Here is a 12,525-nt window from a genome sequence, read left to right on the forward strand (position 1 = left end):
ATAGGGTCCGCCCGTGCCCGGACGGATCACGCCGGACGCCCGCCGTCTCCGGTTCGCCGTGCTCGGTCCGCTGCGCGTCCGGTTCGGTGACGCGGAGCTGGACGTGGGGCCGGTCCGCCAGCAGGCGGTGCTGGCGGCCCTGGCGCTGCGCCCGGACGTGACCACCAGCCAGGCGGAGCTGCTCGACCGCGTGTGGGGGCTGGAGCCACCGGGCTCCGGCGTCAAGAACATGCCGGGTTACGTGTTCCGCCTGCGTCGGTGCCTGCAGTCGGCAGGTGTCGACGCCAAGTCGGTGATCGTCAGCGATCGGAGCGGGTACCGCTTCGTCGGCGGCGCCGCGCGGCTGGACACGATGGACCTGGACGGGTTCGCGGCCGAGGCGGGCGAGGCCCGTCGAGCGGGTGACCTGGCCGCCGCGATCGACGCCCACACCGCCGCGCTGGCGCTGTTCGAGGGCGAGCCGCTGGCCGGCTTGCCGGGGCCGTTCGCCGTCGGGGAGCGGCGGCGGCTGACGGAGCGGCGGATCGCGCTGCTGCAGGACAAGCTGGACGCGCAGATCCGCTCGGGCCGCTACGACGAGGCCATCGACGAGCTGTCGGTGTGGATCGAGGCCTACCCGCACACCGAACCGCTCGCCGCGCTCCTGGTGCGCGCCCGGTACGGCGGCGGGCGCCCGGCGAACGCGTTGAAGGTCCTCCCCGAGCTGCGCGAACGGCTGGTCCGGGACCTCGGGGTCGAGCCCGGCGATGAGGTGCAGCGCGCCCACCAGGCCGTGCTGCGCGGGGACGACGCGGCGCTCGGGATCACACCGCGGCGCGATCCGGTCCGGCGGACTCCCGTCGCGGGCCCGACCGGTCGCCCGCGCGACGAGCTGCCGGTCGACGTGGGTGAGGTCGTCGGTCGGGACCGGGAGCTGTCGCTGCTCACCGGACCGCTCGACGACAGCGCCGTGACCACGGCCGCCGTGGACGGGGTGGCCGGGGCGGGCAAGACCGCGCTCGCGGTGAACGCGGCGCGGGTGCTGCGCGCCCGGTCCCCGGACGGCTGCCTGTTCGTGGACCTGCACGGGCACAGCGGCCGCACGGCGCCCGCCCCGCAGCGCGTGCTGCGCCGGCTGCTGCGGTCGGTCGGTGTGGACGACAGCGGCATCCCCGACGACGTCGACGAGCTGGCCGCGTCCTGGCGGGCGGCGAGCGCGTCGCTGCGCCTGGTGCTGGTGCTCGACGACGCGTCCGGCGCCGAGCAGGTCCGGCCGTTGCTGCCGGCCGGAGCCGGCAGCTGCGTGCTGGTGACCAGCCGTCGACGCCTTGCCGGGCTGGACGTCGACCGGCGGGTGACCCTGGGCGCGCTCGACCTCGACGCTGCGCAGGTACTGCTGGACCGCGTCGTCGGCGCGTCCCGGTCGGGGCGCGAGCAGGACGCCGTGCGCAGGTTGGCGCAGTTGTGCGGGCGGCTGCCGCTCGCGCTGTGCATCGCCGGGGCACGGCTGCAGACCCGCCCCGAGTGGACCTTCGGGGACCTGACGGCCCGGCTGGTCGACGACGAGAGCCGGCTCGGCGGGCTGTCCGCGGGCGACCGCAGCGTGGAGGCCGCGTTCGAGACGTCGTACGGCCAGCTGCCCGCAGGCGATCGGCGGGCGTTCCGGATGCTGGGCGTGTCACCGGCGCCGGAGGTCGACCGGCTCGCGCTCGCCGCCATGCTGGGCTGCTCCGCGGCGGAGGCCGAGCGGGCGCTGGAGAACCTGGTGGACGCGAGCCTCCTGCAACAGCCCGCCGCCGGTCGGTACCGGCTGCACGACCTGGTCGCGGTGTACGCCCGACGGCTCGCTGCGGGAGAACGCCCCGAGATGTTCGCCCGGGCCACGCGCGGGGTGTACCGGCTCTACACCGCCGCCGGGCGGCTCGCGAGCGAATGGGGTGCCGCGAGCTACCCCACCGGCCCCGACCTGGGAGCGGTGCCGTTCCGCGGGCGGGCGGACGCCACGGCGTGGCTGGACCGCGCCGGTGACCTCGCCGATGTGGTCGCGCACGCCGCGGCCGCGGGACACGTGGACGAGGCCTGCTGGATGGCGGAAGGCCTGGCGGACTACCTCGTCCGCCGGCGCAGGGCCCACGAGTGCCGGGCGGCGGTCGAGGTCGCCCTGTCGCGGGTCGAGGAGGCCACCGACGCCCGGATGCGCCCTTCGCTGCGCTTCTGCCTCGGCTTCGCGCAGGGCATGCAGGGTCGGTACCGGCAGGCGTACGCCTCGTTCACCGCCGCGCTCGAGCACAGCCGACGTGGCGGTGACCGTCGCGAGGAGGTACGGGCGCGGGGAGCGCTGGTCGTCATCGACACGATGGCCGGACGGCACACCGGTGCGGTGGCCGACCTCACCGAGGCGGCGCGGGCGGCCCGTGAGCTCGGGAACGACTGGGCCGTCGAACGGGCGATGTCCAGCCTCGGCTACGTGCACCTCGTGCAGGGACGCCTCGCGGAGGCCCTCTCGTGCTTCAGCGAGTCGCACGCGGTCGGCGAGAAGATCGGCAGCCCTGCGATGGTGGGGAGGTCGCTGGGCCACGTCGGCAGCGTCCAGCTCCAGCTCGGACGCCCGGCGGACGCCGCGGCCACCCTGCGCCGCGCCGTCGAGCTCGGCGAGCAGGTGGCGGACGTCCTGCTGCACGCCGGCAGCCTCACCCGGCTCGGTGCCGCCGAGCAGGAGCTGGGTGACCTCGACACCGCACTCGACCTGCACCGCCGAGCGCTCGACCTGGTCTCCGGCAAGGCCGTCGCGGAGCTGGAGCAGGAGATCCGCGGCCGCCTCGGCCACTGCTGCCTCGCGATGGGGCGCCATGCCGAGGCACGGGAGCACCTCGAGCGGGCGCGGGCGCTGTCCGCCATGCCTCCGCAGGCGGAGGAAGGCAGCGTTCACCGCACGATCCTGCTGGCCGGTGGCAGGCTGCCGGCGTCGGCCACCGTCTGATCGAGCCGGTCGCCCCCTTCCCGATGGCGGGGATCGAGCGCACCGGCTCGACCGGCGGGCCGTGGAGCGGGCGCCCCCGCGAGGACCTGGAAGTAGCGGCGGACCGCGGCGAGGTCGACGTCGTCGACGCGGTGGGCCACGTACTTGTCCGGGCGGATCAGGTAGAGGCTCGGCCGGCGAACCCCGTAGCGGTTGTGGGCCTCGCTGCGCACGTCCGCGAAGACGGCCTCGACGGGCGCCGTCGGCAGATGACCACGGGTGACCAGCAGGACCTGGCCGTGACCGGCCATGACCTCCTCGGCGGCGGCCTTCCACGCGGTGAGGGTGCGGGCGTCGGCCTCGTCCGCGGCGAACAGGACCAGGTGGTGTCCCGGGTCGCGCAGGAGGTGACGCAGCGCCACCGGCCCGGAGCGCGACTCGAGGTAGGCATCCCGGACGACCTCACCGGCCTCGGGTCCGGTGCCGTCGCCCGCACTCCACGGCCTGCGCCGCGGGGAGGACCACTGTTGCGCGACGAGATCGCTCCCCCGGTAGTTCACGAGGTGCTCGCCGATGGCGTTCGCGAACCCCTGCTGCACCGTGTTGAGCCGGCTGAGCATGCCGAGGGCGTACTGCCGTGCCCGCCGTGCGACGAGGCCGTTCCCGGTGGCGACACGGGTGGCCGTCGAGGTGGCCCTGACGACGGTCTGCGCGACGGGTCGCCGTTCGGCACCGTAGCTGTCGAGCAGCGATGCGCCGGCGCGGCCGGTGGCGACCAGGGCGAGCTTCCACCCGAGGTTGTACGCGTCCTGCATCCCGGTGTTCATCCCCTGACCGCCGATCGGGCTGTGGCTGTGCGCCGCGTCGCCGGCCAGCAGCACCCGGCCCGCCCGGAACCGCTCGGCCAGCCCCTCGCGGGCGACGAACGCGGAGCTCCACCGCAGATCGCTCAGACGCGGGTCGGCGGGCGTCCGCTCGGCGACCGCGGCCGCGAAGTGCGGCAGCCCCGGTGGCCGTGGCGGCCGGTCGTCCGGGGTGCTGGCGAGGATCCGCCAGTAGCCACCGGGCATGGGGAACGCCGCCACGAGCCCGCCTCGGGCGAACCAGACGTGGAAGCGGTCGCGCGCCAGGTCCCACGGGGCCGTGACGTCGCCGAGGATGAAGCCGCGGTGCAGGTCCGCTGTCCTCCATCCGATGCCGGCCGTGTCCCGGACGGTGCTGCGGGAACCGTCGCACCCCACCAGCCAGTCCACCCGGCAGCGTTCGGTGTCGCCGTCCGCGTGGACGAGGTCGACGGAGACGCCGGACGCGCTCGCGTCGTGCGCGGCGACGCGGGTGTTCCACTCGATCTGCACGCCCAGCTCGGCGACCCGGTCCCGCAGCAGCTGCGTGGTCTGCCACTGCGCGAGGCACAGGTCCATGGGGAACGGTGAGTCCACGGCCGTCGTGTCCAGCTCGGCCACCAGACGCGTGCCGCGGTAGAAGTTCAGGGCCCGCAACGGCACCCCCTCCGCGACCGCGGCCGCGGCGAGCCCGAGGTCGTCGAGCAGCTCGAGCGACCGCGCCGCGACCGCGACCGCGCGGCTCTCCGCGACATCCGCCGGCCCGGCGTCCACGACCCGGGGGAGCACACCTCGCCGCGCCAGCTCGGCGGCCAGCACCAGTCCTGTCGGCCCGGCCCCCACGACGAGTACCCCGTCTCCCACACCCATCCCAACCTCCAAAACGAATGCTCGTTCTTTATACGGAAGCAGCATCCGCCCCCTCGGTCAAGGAGATGCGCCCGCTCAGCCCAGCCCGGAGCGACCCGACATCAGCGCGCGGAGGCCGTCGCGGAACGCGACGGGGTCGGCGTGGCCGTGGACCGCGCGCTGCACCATGAACCCGTCGACGAGTGCGATCAGGACGTCGGCCACCTGCTCGGCGGAGACGTCTCCGGGAAGCAGGCCGCGGCTCTGGTGCCGGGCGACGAGGCCTCCCAGCACCGCCCGGGTGGCTCCCATGACGTCGGCGAGCTGTGCGGCCAGCTCCGGCGAGCGCAGCGCCTCGGACCAGATCTGCACCAGCAGTCGCGCCGACTCCGGCGAACCGGCCAGCGGGGGCTTCTCGACCGCCAGCACGAGGTCCACGATGTCGTCGAGCCCGGGCGGCTCCTCGGCGTCGTGCGCGTCGAAGGCGCGGGCGACGTCGGCGAGAGCCTCGCCCGCGATCGCGGCGATGATGTCGTCCTTGCTCGCGAAGTAGCGGTAGACCGCGCCGACGGACAGCTCGGCCTCCGCGAGCACGTCCTGCATCGACGTGGCGTGGAACCCGTTGCGGATGAAGCAGCGGCGCGCGGCGTCGAGGATCTGCCGCCGTCGCGCATCGAGGTGTTCCCGTGGCCTGCGGGGCATCACCCGACACTAGAACGAGCGCCCTTCCTCGATCGGATCAGGTCGCCGCTCGACGCCCTACGGGTGGGCGCAGGGGCCCGCCCGCCACCACTCGCCCAGCTCGGCCAGCGCCTCGTCGCCGAACGGGTTGACCCCCGGCCCGGCGGCGAGCGCGTGGGCCACGCAGACGTGCAGGCACTTCACCCGCTCCGGCATGCCGCCCGCGCTGACCCCGGTGCCGAGCGGCTCGATCGCGTCCCGCTCGGCCAGGTAGGACTCGTGCGCGCGACGGTAGGCGGCGGCGAGCTCGGGGTCCTCGGCGAGCCGCTCGGTCATCTCCCGCATCCGCCCGGACGCCTCGAGCCCGCCGATCCGGGAGTTCAGCCGGGAGCAGGTCAGGTAGTACAGCGTGGGGAACGGGGTGCCGTCCGCCAGGCGCGGCGCGGTCTGCACGACGGCAGGCAGGCCGCAGGGACAGCGGTGCGCCACCTCGCGCACGCCGCGCGGGGTCCGTCCCAGCTGCGCGGTGACCGCGGCGACGTCCTCCTCGGCGACCTGCTGATCCGACGTCATCGCGGTCCCTCCGTCACCTCTCGCCACAGCACGTGGTACCAGGGGACGCCGGCGTCGGCCCCCGTGGCCGGGGCCGGTTCCGGCGCGGCCGGCAGCTGCACCACGTACGGGACCTCCCCCGGCATCACGTACCCGAGCCGCGACCGCGCCTGCGCCTCGATCTCGGCCGGGTCGGACAGCCGCGCCCGCTCCCGGGTCAGCTCCGCCACCTCGGCCGCGAGCGCCTGCTGCTGCTCCGACACCGCCGCCAGCTCCTGGCGCTGGGCCACGTAGTTGCGCAGCGGCACCGCGACGGTGAGCGCGAGCGCGCACACGACGAGCGCGAGGATGGCCGCCCGCTTCGTGGAGGACAGCCCGAGCAGCCCGGTGGTGGCCGCGACCACCCCGCGGGCACGCGGCACCCGCGTCAGCCGCGGCTCCCGGTTCCGGCGCCGCGACGCGCCGGTGCCCGAGCGCCGCGGCCGGGGGGTGCGGCGCGTGCGCTCCCCCCGTGCCTTGGCCCGCTCGTCCCCCACGGCCCCCGTCGCCCTTCTAGGCCCCGGCGTCGGCGGCGGAGGTGTAGCGCGGGAAGGCGAGGTCGCCCGCGTACCGGGCGGCGTCGCCCAGCGCCTCCTCGATGCGCAGCAGCTGGTTGTACTTCGCGACGCGCTCGGAACGGGCCGGGGCGCCGGACTTGATCTGCCCGCAGCCGGTGGCGACGGCGAGGTCGGCGATCGTGGTGTCCTCGGTCTCGCCCGAGCGGTGGCTCATCATGCAGCGGTAGCCCGAGGACTGCGCGAGCGTGACCGCGTCGAGGGTCTCCGACAGCGTACCGATCTGGTTGACCTTCACCAGCAGGGCGTTGGCGGCACCCCGGCTGATGCCCTCGTCGAGCCGCTCCGGGTTGGTGACGAACAGGTCGTCGCCCACGAGCTGGACCTTGGTGCCGAGCGTCTCGGTGAGCGCCACCCAGCCGTCCCAGTCGTCCTCGGACAGCGGGTCCTCGATCGAGACGAGCGGGTAGGCCTCGACCAGCTCGCCGTACACGGCCGACAGCTCCTGCGCGGTGAGCTTCTTGCCCTCGTAGGAGTAGACGCCCTCGCTGTGGAACTCGGTGGCGGCCACGTCGAGGGCCAACGCGATGTCACGGCCGAGCGTGTAGCCGGTCTTCTCGATCGCCTCGGCGATCAGGTCGAGCGCGGCACGGGTGCCGGGCAGGTCGGGGGCGAAACCACCCTCGTCGCCGAGCCCGGTGGCCAGGCCCTTGCCCTTGAGCACTGACTTCAGCGCCTGGTAGACCTCGGCACCCCAGCGCAGCGCCTCCTTGAAGGAGTCGGCCCCGACCGGCGCGATCATGAACTCCTGCACGTCGACGGAGCTGTCGGCGTGCGCGCCGCCGTTGATGATGTTCATCATCGGCACCGGCAGCACGTGCGCGTTGGGGCCGCCGACGTAGCGGAACAGCTCCAGCCCCGACGACTCGGCGGCCGCCTTCGCGACGGCGAGGGAGACACCCAGCAGCGCGTTGGCCCCGAGGCGCGACTTGTCCGGGGTGCCGTCCAGGTCGACGAGGCGCTGGTCGACCAGGCGCTGGTCGACGGCCTCCATGCCGGTGAGCTCGGGCCCGATCTCGTCCAGGACGGCGCCCACGGCCTTCTCGACGCCCTTGCCGCCGAAGCGCAACGGGTCGCCGTCGCGCAGCTCCACCGCCTCGTGCTCGCCCGTGGAGGCGCCGGACGGCACCGCCGCACGCGCCAGCGTCCCGTCGTCGAGCGCGACCTCGACCTCGATCGTCGGATTGCCCCGCGAGTCGAGGATCTCCCGCGCGCCGACCTGCTCGATGACCGCCACCAGTGCTCCCGTCGAAGAGGTTCGCTCGTCCGGGGGGCCAGCCTAGTCGGGGAGCCGGGCGCGACCGTGCAGGAACCCGCTGGGGGGCGCGAACGTCGTCCCCCGTCCACCGCGCGGACCGCCGCGCACCCCTCGCAGATCGCGCCACCGACACCTAACGTAGGGACGACCATGACGAGCCAGCCCGCATCCGACGGCCTGTTCGAGTCGTTCCGCCGCGCCGAGATGCTCATCGCGCGCAGCAGGCCCCTCGACGCGTTGCAGGCACTCACCCCGGTCCTCGCCAGCCAGCCGAACGACGCGTCCGTCCAGCTGCTCGCCGGCCGCGCCTACCTCAACTCCGCACAGCTCCAGCAGGCCGAGGAGGCGTTCGGGCGGGTGCTCGACCTGGACCCGTCCGACCACTACGCGCGCTTCGCCCTCGGCAAGGCCCTGCATCGCCAGGGCCGGCTCGCGGAGGCACTCGCCCAGCTCAAGATGGCCGCCGCCATGGACCCGCGCCCCGAGTACCAGGAGGCTCTCGGCGAGGTGCGCGCCCGGATCGCCGTCGACGCGGACACCGATCTGGACGATCGGGACTGAAGCTGATCCACACCCCGCGAGTCTCCCGTCCGGACAGCGCGAGTCTCCCGTTCCGACAGGGCGAGTCTCCCGTTCGGACGGGGCGGATGACGCGTTCCTCCCTGCCCCGGCTGGGCGGAGTTCTGGGCGCGCGGGCGCTGCGCGCGCCCAGCCCGTTCACCGCTCGGTTCGCGAGGGCGGAAGTGGGGCCGGATGCCGGATCTCGTGCGCGAGGAAAGCTGCTTCCAGCGCCGCCGTGGTGCGCCGGGTCCACTCGGCGTCGGACCAACCGACACGGTGGGCCAGGTCCTCCCACGTTCGGAGGGAGGTCATCGACCAGAGCAGCTCGGCGGCGGCACGTGGGTTCCACTCCGGTGGGAGGCACCCCTCGGCGGCCAGCCGATCGATGACGGCCCGGCAGCGGGCCGGACGGGCGTCCTCCCGTTCCTGGAACGCCGCGGCGGCGCCGTCGTCGACAGGCCGCAGCAGATCCAGACTCGCTGCCACGCCGTGCAGTTTCGGCTTGATCGCCGCCTGGACGCGCACCGCGGCGCGCAACGCCTCGACCGCGTCGGGGGCGGAGTCGATCGTGGCCTGCAGTAGAGCACTTGTCGGGTCACCCCGGCCGCCACCGCGACCTCAGACATCGACGGCAGCCGGCCCGGCCGCGCCGCCAGCAGCGTCCCGGTCGCCTCGAGGATGCGCTGTCGCGTTCGCTCCCCCCTTGACACCCTGTCACCGGCCTGACCGGACCCGCGCTCACCCGGGTCGCGGACGGGTTCAGCGACGTCGTCAACGACCTGTTCGGCGATCGTGGCCGGCATGCCCGGGCCACCTGCGGAGTGGCGGCACTGGTGTTCGGCGTGCCGACCATCGTCGAGGCCACCGTCAGCCCGTATCCTCCCCCGCCGCGGCTGCTTCGGGGAACGACGCGCTACGCGCGAGACCTCACAACCCGAGTCCATGGCGCAGGCAGAACGGGAGACTCGCCCGGGCGAGACGGGAGACTCGCGCTGTCGAGACGGGAGACTCGCGGGGGTGTCAGGCGGCGGTCGCCGTGTTGTAGCGGTCGGCGGCGGCCCAGACGAGCCGCGCGTACTCCACCGAGCGGTTGTAGGTGAGCACGCCGTCCCACCAGCCCTCGCCGCTGGCGGTGTCGCGGCCGTCGGCGCAGAGGTAGCGCGCGGCGGCGAGGGCGGCGTCGTCGAGCTGGTGCGGGTCGCGGACGCCGTCGGCGTTGGCGTCGGCGCCGTAGCGGTCCCAGGTGCCGGGCAGGAACTGCATGGGGCCGACGGCGCGGTCGAAGGTGGTGTCGCCGTCGAACCGGCCTGCGTCGGAGTCGCGGATCTCGCGGACGCCGGCCGAACCGTCGAGCGGGACGCCGACGATCCGCGGGCGGGCGACGCCGTCGGCGTCCACCTCCGCGCCGCCGTAGCGGCCGTGGTCGGACTCGACGCGCCCGATCCCGGCCAGGGTGGTCCACGACAGGCGGCAGTCGGGGGTGTCCTGCCGCTGCGCCAGCTCGGCCGCCGCGTAGGCGCGCAGCGCACGGGCCGGGACACCACTGCGCTCGGCCGCCGCGCCGGACCACGCGGCGAGGTCGGTGTCGTCGGCCAGCGGGGCGGGCTGCGGGACGGGCGTGTCCCGGCCCACGTCGGCGGGGGTGAGGCCGTCGCCCCTGCGCGGCTCGTCGCGGTCGTCGTCGAGGCCGGAGAGCGCGGAGACGCCGATCACCACCAGCATCGCCATCACACCGAGTACGGCCAGCACGATCGGGCCGGCACCCCGTGGGCGCCGCCGGTCGGGTGCGGTCACCCCACCCAGACTAGCGATCTCCGCGCCGGCGCGCCGTCAGCTCCGCTCGCGCGGCCAGTACCGCTTCCACGCGTCGGCGTCCAGGGCGTGCGGGTCGGCCCCGTCGGCCGCGGCCGTGCGCTCGGCGCTGCGCACGGCGTCGGCGAACCGGCGCGCGGCGGCGCGCAGCTCGGCCTCCGGATCGACGCCGGCGAGCTTCGCCTGCGCGGCCAGGGCGAACAGCTGCTCCCCCACCCCCGACCCGGACGGGAGCAGGTCCGCCGGCAGGTGCGCCCTGGCCGTGCGGCTGGTGAGCTTCGCGGCGAGCGCGACGGCGGGCTGCCCGAGCGGCACCCCGTCCACGCTGGACTCGCGCTGCTTCTCGGCGCGCTTGAGCTCCTCCCAGCGGTGCTCCTGGCGCTCTGCGGTGTCGATCCGCTCGCTGCCTGCGAAGACGTGCGGGTGCCGCCCGACCAGCTTGGCCACGAGGTCCCCGGCGACGTCGTCGATCGTGAACGGCCGCTCCGGGTCCTCGGCCGCGACGCGCGCGTGGAACAGCACCTGCAGCAGGACGTCGCCCAGCTCCTCGCGGACGGCCTCGCGGTCGCCGTCCTCGATCGCCTCGTAGAGCTCGTAGGCCTCCTCGATCAAGTACTGCAGCAGCGACTCGTGGGTCTGCTCGGCGTCCCAGGGGCAGCCGCCGGGCGAGCGCAGCCGGTCCATCACGGCGGCGGCGTCGAGCAGGGCGGCGCCCGCGGGCGGGTCGGCGCGGACGACGTCACCGTCGTCGCGGGACGGATCCGTGGTCAGCAGCACCTCGGCGCCGTCGCCCCACCCGTCGGCCCGCTCGGCACCGGTGGCGGCCACGACCTCGTCCGGTACGCCCGCGTCGGCGAGCACCCGGTCGGCGGCGCGCAGCGCGGGCAGCGCCGCGGCCGGGAACACGCCGCTCCACCGCTCGGGCAGGACGACCACGGTGCGGCGCGGGCCCGGGTTGCCCACGGTCTCAGGCCGCCGCAGGCGGGAGGATCATCCCGGCCTGCTCGTCCTCACCGACGACGCGGAGCTGGATGGGGTCCATCACCCCGTAACGGGGGTTGATCTCCACGCCGACCTCGTCGATCGTCTGCTGGAGCGAGCGCAGCCCGATCGCGACGAACTCGGCCTGGCTGAGGCTGGAGAGCGCGGCCGGATCGGTCGGGGCGTCGGTGCGCCGGTCGGTGACGCGCAGGATGAGCCAGCCGTTCTGGCGCGGGTCGGCCTGGTAGGCCACGACCGAGCCGGCGGGCACCCAGAACGCGGGCGACGCCGCGTCGCCGGGCGACGCCGCGGCCTGGACGGTGAGGCCGCTGCGCCCCGTCTGCGGGTTCGCGGTCAGGGCGTCGGCCTCCGGCCCGCCCCGGGCGAGCACCTCCGACTTGGCCTGCGCGTCCTCCCGGGACGTGGCGGCGACGAGGTCGACGGTGACCTGCAGCCCGGGCACCAGGCGCTGGCCCAGCTGCGCCGCGATCACCTGGTCGCGGGCCCACGACCGCAGCTCCGGGCCCTGCAGGAAGTCCTCGACGCCCAGGCGACCGCTCGGGTCGGGCTGGGCGAGCAGGGCGAGCTGCGCGTCGACCTGCGGCTCGGTGACGGTGATGCCCTCCTCCGCGGCGCGGCGCGCGAGCAGGCCGTGCATCACCTCACGGGTGACGATGTCGCGCGCGAGCCGGGCCGGGGTGACCTGCCGCGCGGCGAGCTCCGCCGGGTCGTGCAGCGACAGCGCCGCGTCGAGCTGGCCCTGGACGCGCTCGAGCGGGACAGCCTGGTCGCCGACGACGACCGCCGTACCGGCCTGGCCCGGACCACCGCATCCACTGACGACCGCAGCGACGACCACCACTGCCGCCGCAACGCGTCCCACCCGCATACGCACGCCCGACACCCTCTCACGCGGGATGTGGGGTCCGGATCAGAGGTCGGCCTGGACCACCAGAGTTCCGCAGACCTTGTCGGCGAAGGTCTGGTGCTGCTCGTCCCACAGCGGCCACAGGTAGCCCAGGCCGAGCGTGAGCCCGTCGAGCAGGTGGGCGACCTGGCGGCCGACGGCGCGCCCGAACCCGACCGGCTCACCGCTGCGGGCGCCGACGAGCCGGGTGCCGAGGGCGACCTTGCCGAGGCTCTGCCCGGACCGGCCCTGCCGGTAGCCGCTGTTCCACAGCAGGAACGCCAGCCCGACGGCGGCGGCGCCCGGGTAGACGATGCCGATCAGGAGGACGTCCCTGCTGGCGAGCGCGGCGATCAGCGCGACGGCCAGCAGCCCGCCGGGGATGCCGATGTCGATCAGGAAGCCACCGACCCGCTGCCCGTACGTGGCGAGCAGCGGGAACCCGTACTGCGGCGGCCGGACTCCACCTGGAGGGGCCTGACGTGGCGGGTCGGACTCCGGATGGGGTTCGGGCACGCAGTTCTCCGGCG

12 protein-coding genes are annotated in these 12,525 nt (G+C 74.9%); 2 read left to right on the forward strand and 10 right to left on the reverse strand.

Annotated elements, in window-relative coordinates:
- Positions 1-13 precede the first annotated feature (13 nt).
- A complete protein-coding gene (locus FB558_RS30140; protein ID WP_142059420.1) occupies positions 14-2,959 on the forward strand; it encodes an AfsR/SARP family transcriptional regulator in 2,946 nt (981 codons plus the stop codon).
- Here the strand turns inward: FB558_RS30140 and FB558_RS30145 are convergent.
- The 5 genes from FB558_RS30145 to eno all read right to left on the reverse strand — a co-directional run bounded on the left by FB558_RS30145 (position 2,905) and on the right by eno (position 7,713).
- Positions 2,905-4,650, reverse strand: coding sequence for an FAD-dependent monooxygenase (locus FB558_RS30145; RefSeq protein ID WP_170231599.1), 1,746 nt, complete (start codon positions 4,648-4,650; stop codon positions 2,905-2,907). The genes FB558_RS30140 and FB558_RS30145 overlap by 55 nt on opposite strands.
- Positions 4,651-4,725: 75 nt before the next feature.
- Positions 4,726-5,331: a TetR/AcrR family transcriptional regulator gene (locus FB558_RS30150; protein ID WP_142059424.1), complete on the reverse strand. Its 606-nt coding sequence runs from the start codon at positions 5,329-5,331 to the stop codon at positions 4,726-4,728.
- A 57-nt stretch (positions 5,332-5,388) separates the two neighbouring features.
- Positions 5,389-5,883, reverse strand: a complete 495-nt coding sequence (locus FB558_RS30155; protein ID WP_142059426.1) for a DUF501 domain-containing protein — start codon at positions 5,881-5,883, stop codon at positions 5,389-5,391.
- Positions 5,880-6,398 (reverse strand): FtsB family cell division protein, encoded by a 519-nt coding sequence (locus tag FB558_RS30160; protein WP_142059428.1) that lies wholly within the window; start codon positions 6,396-6,398, stop codon positions 5,880-5,882. The genes FB558_RS30155 and FB558_RS30160 overlap by 4 nt, the downstream gene beginning before the upstream one ends.
- 16 nt (positions 6,399-6,414) lie before the next feature.
- A complete protein-coding gene (gene eno, locus FB558_RS30165; RefSeq protein ID WP_142059430.1) occupies positions 6,415-7,713 on the reverse strand; it encodes a phosphopyruvate hydratase in 1,299 nt (432 codons plus the stop codon).
- A 171-nt stretch (positions 7,714-7,884) separates the two neighbouring features.
- Here eno and FB558_RS30170 point away from each other — a divergent pair, with 171 nt between their 5' ends.
- Positions 7,885-8,295 (forward strand): tetratricopeptide repeat protein, encoded by a 411-nt coding sequence (locus FB558_RS30170; protein ID WP_142059432.1) that lies wholly within the window; start codon positions 7,885-7,887, stop codon positions 8,293-8,295.
- A gap of 156 nt (positions 8,296-8,451) precedes the next feature.
- Here the strand turns inward: FB558_RS30170 and FB558_RS30175 are convergent, their stop codons facing one another.
- The 5 genes from FB558_RS30175 to FB558_RS30195 form a co-directional block, all read right to left on the reverse strand.
- Positions 8,452-8,832, reverse strand: coding sequence for a hypothetical protein (locus FB558_RS30175; protein ID WP_170231600.1), 381 nt, complete (start codon positions 8,830-8,832; stop codon positions 8,452-8,454).
- Between the two features lie 483 nt (positions 8,833-9,315).
- Positions 9,316-10,089, reverse strand: coding sequence for a lytic murein transglycosylase (locus tag FB558_RS30180; protein WP_246106860.1), 774 nt, complete (start codon positions 10,087-10,089; stop codon positions 9,316-9,318).
- Between the two features lie 36 nt (positions 10,090-10,125).
- Positions 10,126-11,070, reverse strand: a complete 945-nt coding sequence (locus FB558_RS30185; RefSeq protein ID WP_142059436.1) for a nucleoside triphosphate pyrophosphohydrolase — start codon at positions 11,068-11,070, stop codon at positions 10,126-10,128.
- Positions 11,071-11,074: 4 nt separating this feature from the next.
- The gene (locus tag FB558_RS30190) at positions 11,075-11,983 is read right to left on the reverse strand and encodes a peptidylprolyl isomerase (protein ID WP_142059438.1); all 909 of its coding nucleotides are present in this window, start codon (positions 11,981-11,983) and stop codon (positions 11,075-11,077) included.
- 36 nt (positions 11,984-12,019) lie between these two features.
- The gene (locus FB558_RS30195) at positions 12,020-12,511 is read right to left on the reverse strand and encodes an RDD family protein (RefSeq protein ID WP_170231601.1); all 492 of its coding nucleotides are present in this window, start codon (positions 12,509-12,511) and stop codon (positions 12,020-12,022) included.
- Between the last annotated feature and the right edge of the window lie 14 nt (positions 12,512-12,525).

This window comes from Pseudonocardia kunmingensis, assembly GCF_006716445.1.
GTDB lineage: Bacteria > Actinomycetota > Actinomycetes > Mycobacteriales > Pseudonocardiaceae > Pseudonocardia > Pseudonocardia kunmingensis.